Consider the following 18,951-nt stretch of genomic DNA (forward strand, 5'->3'; position numbering starts at 1 on the left):
AGGGCGTCAAATGGCATGACGGCAAGCCGTTCACCGCGGATGACGTCGTCTTCACCTGGGAATATGCCGCCGATCCGGCCACCGCCGCCTATACGACCGGCGCCTACAAGGACATCAAGGTCGAGAAGATCGACTCCCACACCGTCAAGATCATCTTCAAGGATCCGACGCCGTTCTGGGCCGATGCCTTCGTCGGCGTCGCCGGCATGATCATCCCGAAGCACCATTTCGGCGAGTACAAGGGCGCCAAGTCGCGCGAAGCCCCGGCCAATCTGAAGCCCGTTGGCACCGGCCCCTACAAGTTCGTCGAGTTCAAGCCCGGCGACCTGCTCACGGGCGAACGAAACCCCGATTATCACGTCAAGAACAAGCCGCATTTCGACACGCTCGAAGTCAAAGGCGGCGGTGACGCGGTCTCGGCGGCGCGTGCCGTGCTGCAGACCGGCGAATACGACTATGCCTGGAACATGCAGGTCGAGGACGAGATCCTCAAGCGCATGGAGACCGGCGGGCGCGGGCGCGTGGTGGTGGTTCCTGGTGGCGACGTCGAGTTCATCATCCTCAACCCCACGGACCCGTGGACCGAGGTCGACGGCGAACGTTCGAGCGTCAAGACCAAGCATCCGACGCTCAGCGATCCGGCGGTGCGCCAGGCGATCAACCTCCTGATCGACCGCGACTCGATCCAGAAGTTCATCTATGGCCGCGGCGGCACGGCGACGGCGAGCTTCGTCAACGAGCCGAAGCAGTTCAAGTCGCCGAAGCTGAAGTATGAATTCAGCGTCGACAAGGCCAACAAGATCCTCGACGACGCCGGCTGGAAGAAGGGCGCCGACGGTATCCGCGAGAAGGATGGCAAGAAGCTCAAATACGTCTTCCAGACCTCGATCAACGCGCCGCGCCAGAAGACCCAGGCGATCATCAAGCAGGCCTGCCAGCGTGCCGGCATCGATCTCGAGCTGAAGTCGGTGACCGCGTCCGTGTTCTTCTCCTCGGACGTCTCCAATCCCGACACCTACACCAAGCTCTACTGCGACATGGAGATGTACACCACGACGCAGCCGCAGCCGGATCCGGAGCGCTTCCTGAACCAGTTCGTGTCCTGGGAAATCGCCAACAAGGAGAACAAGTGGCTCGGCCGCAACGTCTCGCGCTATGGCAGCAAGGAAGCGGATGAGGCCTACAAGGCTGCGCAGAAGGAGTTCGACCCTGTGAAGCGCGCCGCGCTGCTGATCAAGGTCAACGAGATCTTCTGCGAGGCCAACATCATCCTGCCGCTCCTGTCGCGCACGATCGTAGGCGCGTCGGCGAACAACCTCGTGCCCGATATTTCGGGCTGGGAAGTCACGACCTGGAACCTTGCGAGCTGGTACCGCACCTAGCCGTCCAGCGCTCCGGGACCGAATCTGGTCCACCGCTTCGCCGCCCGCTCCCATCCGAATGGGAGCGGGCGGAACTCTGATCATCCTATGACAGGGGGCGGAGGCCGGCTTGATCCGTCGGCGCCATGTATGAAGGCTGCACCGTGCCCGACCTGATCCCGAATTTGCCCGATGTCGTTGCCGAAATCGGCGCATTGTTCGAACGCTACGAGCAAGCCCTGATCGACAAGGATGTGGCTGTGCTGGATGCCGCATTCTGGGACAGTCCGCACACCATCCGATACGCGTTGCACGAGAATGGCTATGGCTTCTCGGAGATCCACGCCCACCGCGTTTCTCGCCCGCCGGGGCCCGGTATCAAGGAAAAGCGGCTGCGGCTGGAGATTCTCACTCTGGGGCGCGACATTGCCACGGTGAACCTGGAGTTCAAGGTCCGCGGGCAGGACATGGTCGGCCGGTAGAGCCAGACCTGGGCGCGCTTCCCCGATCTCGGCTGGAAGGTGATCTCCGCTCACGTATCAACGATGGAGGGGCCGCGCCTCTGGTGAGCAGCCGCGCCCCCTGCTTCGCTTTGACAGTCGAGGCCCCTGCCCCCCTAGTCAGCTTCCAATGGCGCTTGCCCTCAGCGCAGCGAGCGTCCGGCTGTCGACCGCCACGATCTCCTGTCGGAGCTTGGCGTTCTCCCATTTTGCCTGACCGGGGACACGGATGGCATTAGTACCGGGGGCGCGGCGCCCGCTGCTGATGCGCTCCCGCTCGGCTGCGGCGCGGCAAGGCAAGGCCTCAGCGCCGAAAGCGCCCGGATTCAGCGTCAGGAACAGAAACGAGCAGTCATTCGGTTGCGCGGCGTCGCCGTAGAGCGCTTTCACCTCGGCTCCCACGGCACCACCGGACAGGAGCCCGCACAGCATGTCGACCGCCAGTGCGAGGGCAAACCCCTTGGGGCCGCCGGTGGGCAGAAGCAGCCCCCTGATTGCCTCGGCAGGGTCGGTGGTCGGAAGCCCTTCCGACGTTACGGCCCAGTTCGCCGGAATCGGCTCGCCGCGCTGCTGGTGATGGCGAATGCGGCCGAGAGCGCCTTCGCTCATGGCGACATCGACCACCACCGCAGGCTCGTCCGCAGTCGGAATGGCAATCGCGATCGGGTTGTTGCCGACAGCCGGCTCAGCCCCGCCGGGGGCCGGCATCAACGGCCGCGTATTCGACATCGCAATCCCGATCATGCCGGCCTCAGCGGCCTGGGCGGCATAGCGACCGGCAGCGCCGAAATGAAACCCATGACGCACGGCAACCGCGCCGATGCCGAAACTCCGAGCCTTTGCGATAGCCAGGGTCATGGCCTGCTCGGCGGCCAGATGACCGAGCATGTGGCGGCCGTCGAGAACCGCAACGGCGCCATGGTCACTCACGCACAGAGCTTCGTCATGCGGCGAGACCGAGCCCTTGCGCAGGCGTTCGATATAGAGCGGCACATGCATCAGCCCGTGCGAGCTCAGGCCCTGCTGCTCCGCTTCGACCAGGGCTTCCGCAATACGGCTCGCGCCGGCGGGAGAGAGTCCGGCGCCGGCAAAGACAGCGGCAACCTCCGCGACAAGATCGGCAACGCGCATCGGAACGGCGCTTGGTATCTGAGACATCATCAGGCCTGTGACGGTGAAACTCGATCGATCCTAGGAGGGGCTGGATAGCAAAGTATGCACAGCGCGCTCATTTCATCGTGCGAAACGCCGGCGCTTTGAACCATCCCCCCGTCCCGGCCCGCTAGGTTGGGCAGAGGTGAACTGGGCAGCGGCGCATGGCGATAACATATGATCTGGTGAAGGAGGTCACGGCCAATCTCTATGACTGGTCGCTGCGCCGGATCCCGGAGACATCGAAGAGCGCCCTGCGTAATGCGGTCGAGACCGAGACCGTGCCCCATGCACGCAAGACGCTGGCCTTCATGCTCGACAGTGCGGAAACGGCGGAGCGGACCGGGCGCTTCCTGTGCTCGGATGCAGGGGTTCCGAGCTATGCCGTGAAGATCGGATCGGGTGTCCAGATGCGAGGCGACATCCGCCAGGCCATCGTCGATGGCTTCGAGCACCTCGTCCTGACGATCCAGCCGCCGATCCTGCGCTTCGTCACCAATCCGCTGACGAATGAGCGCAGCTACAAGGGCAAGGACATGCCGCTGGTCTCCTATGACCTGCTTGGCGATGTCGACTACATGGATATCACCTGCGCGCCGAAGGCGCTCGGCGGAGGCCGCTGGGCTGCGATCGAGACGCTGGTCAGCCCGAGCCTCGATGAGATCGAACGCTGCATCCTCGAGATGGTCATGCGTGCCGGCGGTCAGCACTGCCCTCCCGTGGTGATCGGCGTCGGCATCGGTGGCACCTTCGACCATGCCGCCAAGCTCTCCAAGGACGCGACGCTGCGGCCATTCGGCCACCATAATCCGGAGCCGATGGTTGCCGATATGGAGGAGCGCCTGACAAGGGCGGTCAACCAGACCGGTTTCGGGCCAATGGGCGTCGGCGGCTCGACCACGACCTTCGGTGTGCATGTCGAGTACGCGTCAGGCCACGGTTTCACCCCTGTCGCAGTCTCCTTCAATTGCTGGATCAACCGGCGGACGCGCGCGAAGATCCACAATTCAGGCGTTGTGGATCGGATCGAATGAGCTCCTTCGACCTGCCCCGCCTGAAGCTGCCGCTGACACCTGCCGCGGCTCGGGCTCTGAAGCTGGGCGATCTCTTCCTGCTCGATGGCGACGCGGTGGCGACAGTCGGCATGCCCACGCAGAAGCGCATGGTGTCCGAGGTGGCGGCCGGTCGCGAGATGCCGACACCGATGCGGGGCAGCGCATTCTTCCATATGGGCGTCAGCTATGACGAAGTGGATGGCAGGCCGGGACGCCTCCATTATGTCAATCCAACGACCTCGAGCCGCTTCAACGGCCTGATGCCTACCTTGATCCGGGAGCTCGGCCTGACCTCCGTCGGCGGCAAGGGCGGATTGTCACGCGAAAGCGCTGACGCCATGCGCKAGGTCGGCTGCGTCTATTTCTCCTTCGTCGGTGGCGCGTCGGCGCTGCTCAGCGAAGGCGTCGAAGAGGTCCTCGACAGCGCCTGGAACGACCTGATCATGCAGTTCCGGCTGAACCGCGTCAGGCTGGGAGGATTCGGACCGGTGACGGTTGCGATCGATGCCCATGGCAACTCCATCTATGAGCGCCTGATGACCTCCGCCCAGGCGCGCCTGCCGGAGATCCTGCAGGCCCTGCGGGCTCCCATCTCCCCCGTCGACGAGCAACACTGATGCAAGCGATCGAGATCACCCGGCCCGGTGGGCCGGAGGTGCTGGCCTTTTGCGAGCGCGCGTCCCCTGCGCTTGGCCCCAATGACGTCCTCATCCGGGTCCGGGCCGCGGCCGTGAACCGCCCGGATGTGCAGCAGCGGCGCGGGCTCTATCCGCCACCGCCCGGCGCGACCGACCTGCCTGGCCTCGACGTTGCAGGCATCGTCGAAGCCGTCGGCGCGGAGGTGGAATGGCCCAGGGCGGGTGACGCAGTCTGCGCGCTCGCCAATGGCGGCGGATATGCCGAGCTCTGCGCCGTGCCCGCGGTTCAGTGCATGCCCATGCCGAAGGGAGCGAGCTTCACCGAAGCTGCGGCACTGCCCGAGGCCTTCTTCACCGCCTGGAACAATGTGATCTGGCTTGGACGGCTCGCGGAAGGTGAAACGCTGCTCGTGCAAGGCGGCACCAGCGGCGTCGGCATGGCAGCGATCCAGATCGCCAAGAGCTTGCGGCAGGCCCGCGTGATCGCAACGGCAGGGACAGCCGCGAAGCTCGACATCTGCCGGGAGATCGGCGCCGATCACGCAGTGAATTATCGCGAGGACTGGGCGGCCGAGATTGTTGCGGCAATCGGCGCAGAGCAGGTCGACGTCGCGCTCGACGCGCAGGCCGGCCCCTACACCGAGAAGCAGCTGCAGCTGCTTGCGCCCGACGGCCGCGTCGTGCTGATCGCCAGCCATCTCGGCCAGATGGCGGAAGTCAATGTCCGCAACATCGTCCGGCGTCGCCTGACCCTGACCGGTTCGACCCTGCGCCCGCGTCCTGCCGCCTATAAGGGGCGGATCGCGTCGGAGCTCGTCGCCCATGTCTGGCCGTTGCTCGAGAGCAGGCGTATTCGCAACCACATCTGCGCAACCTTCGACTGGCGCGATGTACGGGAGGCCCATGCCCTGATGGACGCCGGCGAACAGGTGGGCAAGGTCGTCCTCACGCTCGATGGCTGACACCAGCGTTTGACATCGCTTCGGGCAGCAGGTCTCCTTGGCGTCGAGCAGGCGGGTGCCCCAGCATCACGCATAACAATCCGTCTGGCTGGGACCGCCTCTTGCCCTCGTTCACTCCCGTCCAGTCCGTCGTCAAGGCGCTCGACCTTCTCGCCGAAATCAACCGCAGCGGATTGGCGACGGTTGGCGATCTCCACCGGCGAACCGGCCTGCCCAAGCCGACGATCGTCCGGCTCCTCGAAACGCTCATCGCCACCGGCTATGTCATGCGCGACAGCCGTGTGCGGGGGTATCAGGTGACTTCCGGTGTGAACCGGCTGAGCGCCGGCTTCCACGGTGCGCCGATGGTGATCGAGGCCGCGCGCCCCTGGGCGACGGCCCTTACCCGGCAAATCAAATGGCCCTGCGCCGTCTGTGTCCTCGACTACGACGCCGTGATCGTGCGTTTCAGCACCATTCCCGACAGCCCGATTTCCCCGTTCCACGCAACCCTCGGCCATCGGCTGAGCCTGGGAGGGCGCGCGCTCGGGCGGGCCTATCTCGCATTCTGTCCCGAAGAGGAGCGCACGATCGTGCGCTCTGCAATGCTGGCTTCMCCGGACCCCGAGAACAGCGGCCTCGGCGACGAGGAGTTGGAACGGCTGATCGCCCAGGCACGCTGGCGCGGTTACACCGAGCGCGACCCTGCCGTCGAGCCGCGCACGTCTGCGACGATTGCCGTTCCCATCATGCTGGGCGAGCGCGTGCTCGCKACCTTCGGCGTCACCTTCTTCCGGTCCGTCGTGGCGACGCCCGATGATCGCGCGCGGATCATCCATCCCCTGAAGAAGGCGGCGGCAAGCATCGAGACGCAACTCAAGGCGCTGTCGCAATCAATGGGCGTCGCGTTTCAGGATGAGAAATAGGCCGCCTTCCCAACCTCCGTCGCCAGGAAGCCGCGCATAGTTCCGGGGCACAACCGCGCCGAACGATCGGTTGCCGCTCCGGAGGAACAGCCACCATGTCATTGTATTCTCGCCGCGCGTTCGCGGCGTCGCTCGTCGGCCTCGGTGCTCTGGCGAGCACGCKGGGCGCGCTCGGTCAGAGCTGGCCGGCCCGGCCGGTGACCATCATCGTGCCCTTCCCGGCCGGCGCGGCCACCGATGTCGTGGCCCGCCTGCTCGCGGAGAGGCTCCGCGCAGAGCTGGGGCAAGGTTTCATCGTCGAAAACAAACCTGGTGCCGGCGGAAACCTCGCCGCGGCCAGCGTCGTGCGCGCCGCCCCCGACGGGCATACGCTGTTCGTCTCCTCGTCTGGGCCGCTCGTCACCAACAAGCTGCTCTACAAGACACTCAGCTTCGACCCGCTCGTCGATTTCGAGCCGATCGCCATGATCGGAGATGTGCAGGTTGTGGTGGCGACGCACCCTTCCCTGCCAGTCAAGACACTGTCCGAGCTGATCGCCTACGGCAAAGCCAATCCGGGCAAGCTCACATTCGGAAGCCCGGGCTTCGGCCTGATGGGGCACATCGCCGGCGAACTGATCCAGCGCAAGGGCGGTTTCCAGATGACCCATGTGCCCTATCGCGGTTCTGCGCCGCTTGCGACCGATCTCCTCGCAGGAATCGTCAATGTCGCCGTCGATTTCCTTCCGCCCTATATTCCACATGTGAAATCCGGAGCCATCCGCGCACTCGCAGTCACGGCCGAAGAGCGGGCGCCGCAACTGCCCGATGTGCCGACCCTGTCGGAAGCGGGACTGACGGGAGTCAACGCCTCCTCCTGGTATGCGATCGTTGGTCCCAAGGGCCTTCCCGAGCCGATCTCACGCCGGATCAGCACGATCGTGAACGATTATGTGCTGAGCGCGGAGGGCCGCGCGAAGCTCGATCCGATCGGCGTGCGCTCGCTCGGCGGCGGACCGGACGTCGTCCGGAAAGCCCAGGCGCAGGAAATCGCCAAATGGAGCGAGGTCATCCGCACGGCTGCGATCGCCCTCGACTAAACCTTCGCCGCAAAGAAAAACCCCGGGTGAGCGCTACCGCTCACCCGGGGTTTTTGCATGCTCGGGATCAGACAGCGCCCGGCGAAACGTCGTCGAGATTCAGCAATGCCGCCGCATGTCCGCCGATCATGGTCCTGATGTCCTTCTCCGCGAATTGCAGGTCGAGCAGCCCACCGACGATCTCGCGGTAGCCATCGACCGGGCGTGGCGAACCGAGCAAGCCGAGATCGGAGCACAGCAGGGTGCGTTCGACACCGGCGACCTCGATCAGATGAGCGAGGTCGGACATCTCGTATTTCTTCGAGCGCCCTTCGACGAACATGCAGATCGAGTGCTCCATATAGGCACCGAGCGAAACGAGCTGGCGGATGTCGGCATCCGTGCAGCCCACGATATAGGTCGGGTGGTTGACGATCATCTTGCGGACGCCGCGCGCACGCGCTTCCTCGAACACGAGGTGGAGTTCAGAGGCATGGAGGTGGCCGCCCGCGAGAACGATGTCCCCCTCGGCAATCAGGTCGAGGATCTGCTTGACCGCGTCCGTCACCGTGCCGCTCGCATCGAGTGCGGTGAGCGGCAGCGCATCCAGCATCTTCCCTGCGGTCTTGGGGAAGGTCTTGACGGCGCCTGACGCCAGGACCGCGATATGGTTCGCGGCCGAGAGGGTCGGCAACCAGACGATCTTGCCGCCGATCTTGATGCAATGGTCGACGGCATGCGGATTGAACCCGCCCGAGGCATTGTTCAGCGCCACGCCGGAAAACAGCTTCAAGCCATTGTCGGGGAAGAGCTTCTCCAACATCACGGCATGCGAGGTACCGAGGTAGAAATGGTCCTTGTAGACAAGCGCGCGGAACTTCGCGGAGGCAGCGTCGAGCATGGCCTCATGATGGTCGAGGATGCGCGGCATCGCGGCGGGGCCGCTGTGACAGTGCAGATCGACCGCACCGACGAGCAGATCCGCGACCTGCCGGGCACGGTCGGTTTGGGGGGCCTTGTCGAGAAGCATGCTGAAGTCCTCAGGGCGTTTCGCCGGGCATTGGATAATCTGCGGCGTTGATCACCCAACCGGGCTTTTCCGAGAAATCCATGCGTGGCGGTGAGAAGATGTCGATCATCTGGTTCAGGCCGGGCAGCACCGACCGGGACGTGTGGATCGAAGGCGGCGGGATGACCGTCAGCGACGGAGCCGCCATCAACTCGTGCTCGTCCTCGCGCCAGATCCTCATATCCGGCGTCCAGGGCCAGCGGATATCGTGGATGTAGGCGCCGTCGATGACGAGTGAGCCCTGCTCGAAATCGTCATGGTGATGCGGCGAGAGCTTGGTGATGTCGCGCAGCCCGAGCCGCGGGTCGAGCACGTTCACCATCAGCGTCGTGCAGCGAAAAATCCGGCCGAAGCGGCTCTCGCCCCCCTCGCCTTCCAGGCTGTAGCGCCGCAGTTTCCAGCCCCCGCGCGGCTCGGGCCAAGGCTCCAGGAGCGCGACATTGGCGTGCGGTTCGGCATAGGACGAGGCATTGGAACAGGCTGCCGCCAGATCGGTCGCAGCAGTGGAGAAGATCCGGATGACGCGGCCATCACTGGCTGCCGTGACCTCGGAATCTCCGGGCGGCACGAACAGGATGGATGAGCCCGGCGAGGCGAGGCTCTCCCCGCGGGCAGAGAGCGACGCGCCCATGGCAGCGTCCGGCAGGATCACGCAATACTCATCCGGATGGCCGATGCGCGCCAGACTCGCCCCCGCGCGCACCTCCGAATAAGCGACGATGAAATTCTGCCCGCGCGCGATCCAAGTGCGGGCATCGGACCCGGCCTCCTGCGGCTCCTGCGCATAGAAGCGCGCATAATCCGCGCCGGCATAGGACGAAACGGGCGAAGCCTTGGCAGGCGCCCCGGTCGCGAGTTTGGCGCGGGGGTCGGTGGGGTGGAACATCGAGAATCTCTCCAGTTCAGCCGACTGCAGCCTGAGAAGCACGGGTTTTCATCGCCGACATCTCGCTGAACGCGTGGCCGGCCGCCTTCCTCAGGAAGCCCTGGTCGGACGAGACGATGAAGGCGCTTGCACCGCGCTCGGCAAAATCGGCGGCCTCATCGGCGTCGTCGGTCATGACGCAGACCGGCTTGTTCGCCCGTTTCGCTGCGGCGATGATCCTGTCCACCGCATCGCGGACCACAGGCGCGTCCCGTGTCGGCGCACCGAAAGCAACCGTAAGGTCGCCGCGGCCAATGAAGACGGCGTCGAGCCCATCGACGGCGAGGATCGCGTCGATCTCCTCGAGTGCAGCGGGATCCTCGATCATCGCGATGGCGGCCGTGGCGGCGTCGGCCGCATCAACATGGTTCCACATCTTCAAGGCGCCGTAACCGCCGGCCCGGGTCACGCCCGAAAATCCGCGCGCACCGCCCCGATAGCGGCAGGCGGCAGCAAGGATACGGGCCTGCGCGACACTCGAGACATGCGGCGCCAGGACACCGACTGCGCCGCAATCCAGGACCGACAGGATCGCGTCATGCGAAAGCACCGGAACACGCACGACCCCGGCGACCCCGGCGGCCCGGGCCGCGAGAAGCGCCACATCGGTAGAGCCCCTATCGAAGGGGGCATGCTCCTGGTCGATGACGACGAAGTCGAAGCCGACTGCGCCGAGGATCTCGATGGCGTGGCCGGTCGGTGTCTTGATGAAGCTGCCGATCAAGGACTCGCGATCGAGCAAGCGGCGCCGGAAGGAATTGTAGGGCGTGTTCTGCATGGACTCGGCACGGGATCGAGCGGCTGGGATGCGCCATCATCGCATCCGGCACCGGCGCAGCATGGCGATCTCCGCGCATTTCGCATTGTGAAATGGCGTGTGCGGCGCCCGTCGTTTCAAGCAATGAAACGAACAAAGAACCTCGTTGTGGTCGGCCGATGGATCGCCCACCACCACAGACAAATGGGGAGGACCATCACATGCACGCTCGCTTGACCACGGCCTTGGGCTTCACTCTGGCGCTGGCGGTTTCCGCCCAGGCCGGCACACTCGAAAAGGTCCGCGAGCGCGGTCAGCTGCTCTGCGGCGTCAGCCCGGGTGTGGCGGGCTTCTCCGTCCCGGACGAGGCCGGTCGCTGGACCGGATTCGATGTCGACCTGTGCCGGGCCGTCGCCGCCGCCACATTGGGCGACGCAAGCAAGGTCAAGTTCATCCCCCTCAGCCCGAAGGACAGGTTCGTCTCGCTGCAGAGCGGCGAAATCGACGTGCTCTCCCGCCAGGCGACCTGGACGCTCTCGCGCGACACGCAACTCGGTCTGCGCTTCGCCGGGATCAACTACTATGACGGCCAGGGCTTCATGATCCGCAAGTCGCTCAATGCKGGCTCCGCCAATGAGCTTGGCGGTGCGTCGGTCTGCGTGCCGACCGGTACGACCACGGAACTGAACATCGCCGACTTCTTTCGCGCGAATGGGATGAAGTACGAGTCCGTCAGCTTTGAATCGGGCGATCAGGCCGCCAAGGCCTTCGAGTCGGGACGCTGCGACGTCTTCAGCAACGACGTCTCGGCGCTGTCGGCCTACAGGCTGAAGCTGGTCAACCCGGCAGAATTCGTGATCCTGCCCGAACTGATCTCGAAGGAGCCGCTCGGTCCAGTCGTGAGGCAGGGCGACGAGGCCTGGAACAGCATCGTCCGCTGGTCCTATTTTGCGATGGTTGCTGCGGAAGAGCTTGGCGTCAGCTCGGCCAATGCCGACCAGCTCGCCGCCTCCGGTTCCCCCGAGGTGCGCCGCCTGCTTGGCAGCGAGGGCAAGTTCGGCGAGCCAATGGGCCTGAAGAACGATTGGGCGATGCAGATCGTCAAGCAGGTCGGCAATTACGGCGAATCCCACGACCGCAATGTCGGCGCGGGCTCGCGGCTGGGGATCGCGCGCGGGCTGAACAATCTCTGGAGCAAGGGCGGTCTGCAATATTCGCCGCCGGTACGCTGACCATCCGCGTTGCCGCGCCCACGACGGAGAAAGCTGTGTCGAACCCCACCGTCATCCCGGTTCCGCGTATCGCACGCCTGCAGAACGTCCCGGCGCGCCGCACCCCCGCCCCCATGGAGGGAGCACCGCCGCCGGTGAGCCTGCATCTCAACGAGTCCTCGGAGCCGCCCGCTCCGAGTGTCGTGGCGGCGATGTGCGCCGCCGCCGGCCAGGTGAACCGCTACCCCGATCATGACGGCGCCTCGCTGATCGAAGCGCTGGCTTCGCGCCTTGCCGTACCGCCAGCACAGATCGTGCTGGGGGCCGGCTCGAACGAACTCCTCTTCGCCAGCGCCGAATTGGCCCTCGACGCGGACGACGAGGCGGTGGCGCCGCATCCTGGCTTTCCAGCCTATGCCAAGGGCGCCGCGATGCGCGGCGCAAAGCTCGTATCTGTTCCGAACCGGCGCGATGGCCTCGTCGACGTCGTGGGCACCCTGGGCGCCATCACCGACCGGACACGCCTCGTCTTCGTCGCCTCGCCGCATAACCCGACCGGCGGCATGCTCGACGAGGCCGATGTGGAGCAACTCGTCGCCGGCGTCCCGGATCATGCCCTGCTGCATTTMGACGAGGCCTATTTCGAGTTCGGCCATCATGCCGGCGGGCCCGACGTGCTCGCCATCCTGCGCCGCCGCAGCGGCCCCTGGATCTCGACGCGCACCTTCTCGAAGGCATTCGGTCTTGCCGGCATCCGCGTCGGATACGGCATCGTCGGCTCACCGGCGCTGGCTGATGCCTATCGCAAGATCCGCACCAATTTCAGCGTCAACGCCGTGGCGTTGGCGGGAGCCGAAGCGGCTTTGAAGGAGCCCGCCTATCTCACCGACCTGCTCAGCAGGACCGCGGACGGCCGCGACTGGCTGGCGGACCAGTTGAAGGATCTTGGCTTCGTGGCCTTGCCCAGCGCGGCGAATTTCCTGGCGGTCCTCACGCCCGCACCGGCCGCCGAATTCTTCTCGGCGCTGAAGGCGGCAAACATCCACATCATGATGTTCGATGTCCCCGGTACACAGGGAGCCCTGCGCATTTCGATCGGCGCAAGGGATGAGATGGCTGCCCTGGTCGCGGTGCTGAAGCGGGCCGTCGGCTGACCAAACGCAGGCGTTTCATTGTTCCTGGCGGCGCCCGGCAGGCGCCGCTTCGTGCTGCAGCGCTCCGGCGAGAGCCGACGCGAGGATGGCGCCTCCGCCAAAGGCCATTACGGCACCTTCTTCGGCCACCGCGATGCTGTCCTGGGACAAACACATGCTGCTCCGCCCCACGTCGCGGAGCGTCAACCGGGAGCTTGACTAGCCGCGGCCTCACGCCGTCGGCAGCGACAACAGACCCCGCGCCTCTGCGACCGACGCCACGTGGCGGTCATAGCTGCCTGCCATCTCGGCGATGCGCTTCACGAGGGCGGCATTGGACGGCGCGAGCGTGTCGCGATCGAGGCGGACATTGTCCTCCAGCCCGGTCCGGCAGTGACCGCCGAGTTCGAGTGACCAGCGGTTCAGCGTGATCTGGTCGCGCCCGATTCCGGCGCCCGTCCAGGTCGCGTCGGGCGCCAGCCGCTTCAATGTCGCGATGTAGAACTCGAACGCAGCGCGATCGACCGGCATCGCGTTCTTCACGCCCATCACGAACTGGACATGCAGGGGCCCCTTGATCGCGCCCGCGATACCCATCTCGGCAGCCTTGAAGATCATCGAGAGATCGAAGGCTTCGATCTCGGGCTTGACGCCGTGAGTCAGCATCTCCGCCGCCAGCCAGTCGACGAGATCCGGGCTGTTCTCATAGACCCGCGTCGGAAAATTGCATGAGCCTGTCGAAAGTGAGCACATGTCCGGCTTGAGCGGGATCATGCCCCCGCGTTCCCTGCCCGCCCCAGAGCGCCCTCCGGTGGAGAGCTGCACGATGATGCCCGGGCAATGTTTGCGCAGCCCCTCGAKCAGGCGGCCAAAGCGCTCAGGGTCGGAGGTCGGCGTGCCCTCGTCGGTGCGGACATGGCAATGCGCCAGCGTCGCCCCCGCCTCGAAGGCCTCCTGCGTCGACTCGACCTGCTCGGCAATCGTGATCGGAACGGCGGGATTGTCGCGCTTGGTCGGCAGCGAGCCGGTGATCGCGACAGTGATGATGCAGGGTGTGGTCATGGCAGCGCCTTCATGCATGGGTGGGCGCAGGCACGGTGATCGGACGGGACAGGCGCGCCTGCGCGGTCAGGCGGATGCCCGCATTGGCCGCACCATAGCCACCATAGCCATTGCGCTGGACGATCTCGAAGAACAACCCGCCATCGAGCGTCGCGGTATAGGCCTGCCAGAAATCGCCGCCGGCATCGCGGTCGTAGAGAATGTTGAGCGCCTTTAGCGCATCGATCTCCTCGGGAGGCAGATCGGACCGCGCTTCGAGGTCATCGTAATAGTTCTCCGGAATCGGCAGCATGGCGACGCCATTGGCCACCAACCGTTCGACGGTCGCCCGAATATCATTCGTGGCGAAGGCGATATGTTGCACGCCGGAGCCGAAGAAATCGGTGATGAAGCGGGCCGACAGCGTCCGGTGGCTTTGCGAGCCGTTGAGAATGAGTCTCAGGCCATGGCCGGCCTGACCATCCAGCCCGCTCTCGATGACCTGGCTCTGGACGACGCCCCCTGGATCGATCACCGCCTGGCTCGGCGTCTTCGTTGTCTTGAACAGCGACGAGTAGAACAGCAGCCAGGTCAGCATTTCCTCATACTGCATGCTCTGCGAGATGTGATCGACCCCCACCAATCCGGCGCTTGAGCCATTCGCGCCGGTGGGCTCGAAATCCACCTCCGACCAGCGTCCAAGGGCGGAAGACTGATCCAGGAAATAGAGCAGGCTGCCGCCAAGGCCGCGCACGGCCGGGATGTCGAGTTCGCCTGGCCCGACCGCGCCGGCATGAGGCACATCGAGCAGGGCCGTCGCGCGTTCTGTGGCCGCGCCCGCATCTGCAACCCTCAGCGCGATCGCGCAGACCGAGGTCCCATGCGTGATCTGGTAGCTATGGGCGAAACCGTCGATATCGCTGTTGAGCACGATGCGGATATCGCCCTGGCTCCAGAGATCGACATCCTTGGAGCGATGCGCGCCGACGCGGCTGAATCCGAGCGCGCTCAGAAGGCTCTGGAAGCCCGGCCGCTCGGCCTCGGCGATGGCGAACTCGATGAACTCGACCGCTTCGACAGGCTCAGGCGCCGGCATTGCGACCGCGCCGGGCACCGGCCGGCCGAGCTCCCGTGCCGTCTCGTCGAGCAGCCAGAGCAACGACCGATGGCCGTCGAGCGCCACCGAGCGGGCAGAGCCGGCCCGGAATCGGTCGTTGAAGATCTCGAGCGACAGGACGCCGTCATAGCCAGTCGACGCGAGCGCCCTCATGAAGGCAGCAAGATCGAGATCGCCCTGCCCCGGCAGGCAGCGCCAGTGGCGGCTCCAGGAGAGATGATCCATCTGCAGCTTGGGGGCATCCGCCATCTGCACCATGAAGATCCGGTCGCGCGGGATGGTGCCGATGCTGGCGGGATCGAGCCCGCGCGAGAGGATGTGGAAGCTGTCGAGGATGATGCCGACATTGTCGCGGCCGGCCCGGCGCACGATTTCCCAGGCATCGCGATAGTCGACGACATGACGCCCCCAGGCCAGCGCCTCATAGCCGACGCGCAACCCTCGTTTGGCGGCCCGCTCGCCAAGCTCGGCGAAATCGCCGGCGAGCCTGTCGATGCCGCTCAAGCCCTCGGGCGAGACACTCGAGCAGACGAAGAGCAGGTCGGTCCCAAGCTCCTGCAGGAGGTCGAATTTCCGTTCCGCCCGGTCGAATGTCCGCCCCCGCCGCGCATCGGGCATGCCTTCGAAATCGCGAAACGGCTGGCAGGTCACGATCGCGAGCCCGAGATCGCCGCAGATCCGGCGCACCTCTGTCGGCGAGCCCGKGAAGGCGATCAGGTCGTTCTCAAAGATCTCGACGGCACGAAAACCGGCAGCCGAAATGGCCTCGAGCTTCTCCTGAAGCGTACCGGAGACGCAGACGGTGGCGATGGAAGGGATCATGAGCGCGTCTCCTCGTAGCCGAGCTGTGCGACCGAGCGCAGGTCCTCCGATGTCGTGGTGGGGAATCCGAAGAACTCGAGATAGGCCGGGATCTGCTCGAACAACATGTCGACACCGATCTGGAATGCGCAGCCGCGGGCGCGAACAGCGGCCAGGAAGGGAGTGATCTCCTGCTTCATCACCACTTCCCCGACAAAGGCCGAAGGCGCGATGCGCGCGACATCCATCGGCAAGGGATCGCCTGCCTTCATGCCGAGCGGCGTCGCATTGACCAGGATCGCGAACCCGGCCGGATCGTTCGAGCCGACAGTGACGACCAGTTGCGGATAGTGCTTGCGAAGCCTGTCAGCGAGGCCGTTCGCCAGAGGCGCATGGGTATCGAACAGGCCGAGTGCCGCGACGCCTGCCTTGGCGAGCGAGGCGGCGATGGCCGAGCCGACGCCGCCGGCGCCGACGACGAGCGCACGCGCGCCCTTGAGCACACGGCCCTTGCCCAGCACACCGCGCACGAAGCCCTCGCCGTCGAACATGTCGCCGACCAGCCGGCCATCGACATCAAGCCGCACGGCATTGCAGGCTCCTGCAATCGCGGCCGTGGTTTGCACCTCGTCGACCAGCGCGGTCGTCGTCACCTTGTGCGGCATGGTGATAAGGGCGCCGTGAGCGTTGGAGAGCCTGAAGAAGAGCCTGAGGAAAGCCGGATAGTCATCCGCCTTGCAGCCCATCGGCACCACGACGGCGTCCATCCCTTCTCGCTCGAAATACGGGTTGTAGATCATCGGCGCCTTGAAGCTCTCGGTCGGATAGCCGAGATGGGCGATGAGTTTCGTCGTGCCGCGGATCATGACGAACTGGCCTTCCTAGGTGTTGATCTCGGCAGCGACGCTGACGGCTGCGCCCGACCGGGCGCTGGCCAGGATCGCATCCAGCGTCACCGCGATATCGATGGATTCCGCCAGGGTCGCGCCGGTCCAGTGCTCGGGTCCTTGCCGCACCAGCCGCTMGAACGACTCCGCTTCCGCGAGGAACCCATTGCCGGGCGCAACCTCGATGGTCTCKGGAGCGGTCTGGACGGTCGTACCACGCCGGATCGTGAGCACCGGCGGCCCCCCGAGTGGGGGATGGTTGAGATAGGTCGTCTCGATCGTTCCGGCATCTCCTGCGATCAGGGCGTGGCGGTGATAGGCCGTGGCAAAGCTGCACGAGATCTGCGCAAGCGCTCCGCTCGGAAATTCCAGCGTGGCCGCAACGCTGCGATCGACGCCGGTTTCGCTCCAGCGCGCCGTCGCGCTGACGCGCTCGGGCCGCGCGCCTGCGACGAGAAGCGCCAGGCTGACGGCATAGCTGCCCGCGTCGAGAAGGGCGCCACCGCCGACTTCGGGCTTCAGGCGGATATTCGCCGGGTCGGAGAAGGCGACGCCAAAACTCGATCGGATGAGCTGAACCTTGCCGATCGCGCCCGCGTTGAGCAATTCGCGCAGTTTCAGCGTCTGGGCTTGTGCGCGGTAGGGATAGGCCTCGACGAGATGGCGTCCGTGCTGGCGCGCAGCAGCGGCCATGGCGCGGACCTCGGTCGCATTCATCGCCAGCGGCTTCTCGCAGAGCACATGCTTGCCGGCTTGCATGGCCCGGATCGACCATTCCGCATGGAGCGAGTTCGGCAGCGGATTGTAGATCGCGTCGATCTCCGGATCGGCCAGCAAGGCTTCATAGGAGCCATGAAAATGCGGAATGCCGCATTCCATCGCAAAGCGTTCGGCCTTCCCGGCATCGCGGCTGGCGACGGCAGCGACCGTGACAGTCCTCGACGGCGCGACACCACTCGCAAAGCTGCGTGCGATATTCGCCGCACCGAGGACACCGAGACGCAGTGGCATCGATTGCAGATCGGCCATGCCGGCCTCCTCCTCAGTGATTGTGCAGGATCTCGCCGAGKAACTGCCGGGTGCGCTCGTGGCGCGGATTGGTGAAGAACGCAGCCGGCGGCGCTTCTTCGACGATCGCACCGCTCGCCATGAAGATCACGCGGTCGGCGACCTGGCGCGCAAACCCCATCTCGTGGGTGACGCAGATCATCGTCATGCCCTCCTCGGCGAGCCCGATCATGGTGTCGAGCACCTCCTTGACCATTTCCGGGTCGAGCGCCGAGGTCGGCTCGTCGAACAGCATGACCTTCGGCTGCATGCACAGGGCCCGCGCGATCGCGACGCGCTGCTGCTGTCCGCCGGAGAGCTGGGCCGGATATTTTTCCGCCTGTTCGGCGATCTTGACCCGGCCGAGCAGGCGTCTTGCCGTGGCTTCGGCCTGCGCCTTGCTGGCGCGAAGCGAACGCATCGGCGCCAGCATGCAGTTCTCCAGCACCGTCAGATGCGGAAACAGGTTGAAATGCTGAAACACCATTCCAACCTCGCGGCGAACGGCATCGATGATCCTGGAATCATCGCTGAGAACCGTCCCACCGACACGGATCTCGCCCTTCTGGTAGGGTTCGAGATGGTTGATGCAACGGATCAGGGTCGATTTTCCCGAACCTGACGGCCCGCACAGGACGATCTTCTCGCCCTGGCGGACCGACAGGTTGATGTCGGTCAAGGCCTTGAACTCGCCGTACCATTTCTCGACGCCCGCCATTTTGATCATGGCGTCAGTCCCTTGAATGGTTGCAGTCGCGGACTGGCTGTTCATGGCCTCTGCTCCGTTTTGTCCTGCCGCGCTCAGCTTGCGGAGAAGGAGATGCCTTCGAGGCTGTCGGGGAACTTGTGGACGGGAACCTTCATCCACTTGTCGTAGACTTTCTGGAGCTCGCCATTGGCCCTGATCTTGTCGATGAAGGCGTTGAGGGCGGCGTTGATCTCCTTCTCGCCCTGCCGGGTGCAGGCGCCGTTGTAGAGGTTCTGGAATTCGAGTTTGTTTTCGAATTCGCCCGGCCGGGCCTGCTCGATACGCTGGATGTAGAAGATGTTACCGCCGAKCGCCTGGACCTGGCCCGAGACCAGCGCCTGGATGCTGGGGGCATCACCGTCGTAGCKCCGGATCGTCGTGCTGGCCGGCGCGTTCTTGGTGACCTGGGTATCCTGGGCTGCGCCCTTGGCCACGCCAATGGTGAACTTCGCCATGTCCTCGTTGGTCTTGATCACCGCCGATTTCGGCCCGATCAGCACGATCGTGTTGGCGACATAGGGCTTGCTGAACTGCACCACCTTGGCCCGTTCGGGCAGCATCGCCATCGTCGCAAACAGCACATC

General features: G+C 65.1%; 19 protein-coding genes and 1 pseudogene. 9 read left to right on the forward strand and 11 right to left on the reverse strand.

From position 1 onward, the window contains the following. Positions 1–1,382, forward strand: a 1,382-nt coding sequence (locus tag AC1DIO_RS33445) for a peptide ABC transporter substrate-binding protein (protein WP_476854764.1), incomplete at its 5' end; no start/stop codon positions are given. Between the two features lie 125 nt (positions 1,383–1,507). Further along, positions 1,508–1,930 (forward strand): annotated as a pseudogene (locus tag AC1DIO_RS33450) (AtzH-like domain-containing protein). A gap of 51 nt (positions 1,931–1,981) precedes the next feature. On the opposite strand, the gene AC1DIO_RS33455 reads toward AC1DIO_RS33450, so the two are convergent. Next, entirely contained in the window at positions 1,982–2,992 is a 1,011-nt protein-coding gene (locus tag AC1DIO_RS33455) for an Ldh family oxidoreductase (RefSeq protein WP_441508035.1), read from the reverse strand. 185 nt (positions 2,993–3,177) lie between these two features. Between AC1DIO_RS33455 and AC1DIO_RS33460 the strand changes: the two genes are divergently transcribed. The 5 genes from AC1DIO_RS33460 (at position 3,178) to AC1DIO_RS33480 (ending at position 7,652) form a co-directional block, all read left to right on the forward strand. Further along, entirely contained in the window at positions 3,178–4,047 is an 870-nt protein-coding gene (locus AC1DIO_RS33460; protein ID WP_476854765.1) for a fumarate hydratase, read from the forward strand. Then, positions 4,044–4,685, forward strand: coding sequence for a fumarate hydratase C-terminal domain-containing protein (locus AC1DIO_RS33465; protein ID WP_476854766.1), 642 nt, complete (start codon positions 4,044–4,046; stop codon positions 4,683–4,685). Before AC1DIO_RS33460 ends, AC1DIO_RS33465 begins: the two co-directional genes overlap by 4 nt. Beyond that, positions 4,685–5,668 (forward strand): NAD(P)H-quinone oxidoreductase, encoded by a 984-nt coding sequence (locus AC1DIO_RS33470; RefSeq protein ID WP_441508032.1) that lies wholly within the window; start codon positions 4,685–4,687, stop codon positions 5,666–5,668. Before AC1DIO_RS33465 ends, AC1DIO_RS33470 begins: the two co-directional genes overlap by 1 nt. Positions 5,669–5,769: 101 nt before the next feature. After that, complete coding sequence (locus AC1DIO_RS33475) at positions 5,770–6,573, forward strand: DNA-binding transcriptional regulator (RefSeq protein ID WP_162767941.1); 804 nt, start codon at positions 5,770–5,772, stop codon at positions 6,571–6,573. Positions 6,574–6,668: 95 nt separating this feature from the next. Further along, complete coding sequence (locus AC1DIO_RS33480) at positions 6,669–7,652, forward strand: Bug family tripartite tricarboxylate transporter substrate binding protein (protein WP_476854767.1); 984 nt, start codon at positions 6,669–6,671, stop codon at positions 7,650–7,652. A gap of 67 nt (positions 7,653–7,719) precedes the next feature. On the opposite strand, the gene AC1DIO_RS33485 is transcribed toward AC1DIO_RS33480, so the two are convergent. From AC1DIO_RS33485 to AC1DIO_RS33495, 3 genes are read right to left on the reverse strand one after another with little or no spacing between them, the layout of a single operon-like run. Next, positions 7,720–8,661 carry a DUF6282 family protein gene (locus AC1DIO_RS33485; protein ID WP_441508031.1) on the reverse strand — a complete coding sequence of 314 codons (942 nt, stop codon included), beginning with the start codon at positions 8,659–8,661 and terminating at the stop codon, positions 7,720–7,722. A 10-nt stretch (positions 8,662–8,671) separates the two neighbouring features. Further along, entirely contained in the window at positions 8,672–9,586 is a 915-nt protein-coding gene (locus AC1DIO_RS33490; protein ID WP_441508030.1) for a cupin domain-containing protein, read from the reverse strand. A gap of 16 nt (positions 9,587–9,602) precedes the next feature. Beyond that, positions 9,603–10,403 (reverse strand): HpcH/HpaI aldolase family protein, encoded by an 801-nt coding sequence (locus tag AC1DIO_RS33495; protein ID WP_441508029.1) that lies wholly within the window; start codon positions 10,401–10,403, stop codon positions 9,603–9,605. 200 nt (positions 10,404–10,603) lie between these two features. Here AC1DIO_RS33495 and AC1DIO_RS33500 point away from each other — a divergent pair, with 200 nt between their 5' ends. Then, positions 10,604–11,614, forward strand: a complete 1,011-nt coding sequence (locus AC1DIO_RS33500; protein ID WP_476854768.1) for an amino acid ABC transporter substrate-binding protein — start codon at positions 10,604–10,606, stop codon at positions 11,612–11,614. A gap of 35 nt (positions 11,615–11,649) precedes the next feature. Continuing rightward, positions 11,650–12,747 carry a pyridoxal phosphate-dependent aminotransferase gene (locus AC1DIO_RS33505; protein WP_476854769.1) on the forward strand — a complete coding sequence of 366 codons (1,098 nt, stop codon included), beginning with the start codon at positions 11,650–11,652 and terminating at the stop codon, positions 12,745–12,747. Positions 12,748–12,762: 15 nt separating this feature from the next. On the opposite strand, the gene AC1DIO_RS33510 is transcribed toward AC1DIO_RS33505, so the two are convergent. The 7 genes from AC1DIO_RS33510 to AC1DIO_RS33540 form a co-directional block, all read right to left on the reverse strand. Then, a complete protein-coding gene (locus AC1DIO_RS33510; protein WP_441508027.1) occupies positions 12,763–12,903 on the reverse strand; it encodes a hypothetical protein in 141 nt (46 codons plus the stop codon). A gap of 54 nt (positions 12,904–12,957) precedes the next feature. Then, entirely contained in the window at positions 12,958–13,788 is an 831-nt protein-coding gene (locus AC1DIO_RS33515) for a 3-oxoadipate:acetyl-CoA acetyltransferase (RefSeq protein ID WP_476854770.1), read from the reverse strand. Positions 13,789–13,798: 10 nt separating this feature from the next. Beyond that, positions 13,799–15,706: a bifunctional sugar phosphate isomerase/epimerase/4-hydroxyphenylpyruvate dioxygenase family protein gene (locus AC1DIO_RS33520; protein ID WP_476854771.1), complete on the reverse strand. Its 1,908-nt coding sequence runs from the start codon at positions 15,704–15,706 to the stop codon at positions 13,799–13,801. Beyond that, positions 15,703–16,551, reverse strand: a complete 849-nt coding sequence (locus tag AC1DIO_RS33525; RefSeq protein WP_441508024.1) for a shikimate dehydrogenase family protein — start codon at positions 16,549–16,551, stop codon at positions 15,703–15,705. The genes AC1DIO_RS33520 and AC1DIO_RS33525 overlap by 4 nt, the downstream gene beginning before the upstream one ends. Positions 16,552–16,566: 15 nt before the next feature. Further along, complete coding sequence (locus AC1DIO_RS33530; protein ID WP_476854772.1) at positions 16,567–17,601, reverse strand: Gfo/Idh/MocA family protein; 1,035 nt, start codon at positions 17,599–17,601, stop codon at positions 16,567–16,569. A 13-nt stretch (positions 17,602–17,614) separates the two neighbouring features. Then, on the reverse strand, positions 17,615–18,346 hold the full coding sequence (locus AC1DIO_RS33535; RefSeq protein ID WP_476854773.1) for an amino acid ABC transporter ATP-binding protein: 732 nt from the start codon (positions 18,344–18,346) through the stop codon (positions 17,615–17,617). 74 nt (positions 18,347–18,420) lie between these two features. Further along, positions 18,421–18,951, reverse strand: a 531-nt coding sequence (locus tag AC1DIO_RS33540; protein ID WP_476854774.1) for a transporter substrate-binding domain-containing protein, incomplete at its 5' end; no start/stop codon positions are given.

The organism is Allobosea sp. 05T439, assembly GCF_056396005.1.

Coding starts and splice junctions, on each gene's coding strand:
- AC1DIO_RS33455 (WP_441508035.1), bottom strand. CDS start 2,992: ATGCGCGTTGCCGATCTTGTCGCGGAGGTTGCCGCTGTCTTTGCCGGC.
- AC1DIO_RS33460 (WP_476854765.1), top strand. CDS start 3,178: ATGGCGATAACATATGATCTGGTGAAGGAGGTCACGGCCAATCTCTAT.
- AC1DIO_RS33470 (WP_441508032.1), top strand. CDS start 4,685: ATGCAAGCGATCGAGATCACCCGGCCCGGTGGGCCGGAGGTGCTGGCC.
- AC1DIO_RS33485 (WP_441508031.1), bottom strand. CDS start 8,661: ATGCTTCTCGACAAGGCCCCCCAAACCGACCGTGCCCGGCAGGTCGCG.
- AC1DIO_RS33490 (WP_441508030.1), bottom strand. CDS start 9,586: ATGTTCCACCCCACCGACCCCCGCGCCAAACTCGCGACCGGGGCGCCT.
- AC1DIO_RS33495 (WP_441508029.1), bottom strand. CDS start 10,403: ATGCAGAACACGCCCTACAATTCCTTCCGGCGCCGCTTGCTCGATCGC.
- AC1DIO_RS33510 (WP_441508027.1), bottom strand. CDS start 12,903: ATGTGTTTGTCCCAGGACAGCATCGCGGTGGCCGAAGAAGGTGCCGTA.
- AC1DIO_RS33525 (WP_441508024.1), bottom strand. CDS start 16,551: ATGATCCGCGGCACGACGAAACTCATCGCCCATCTCGGCTATCCGACC.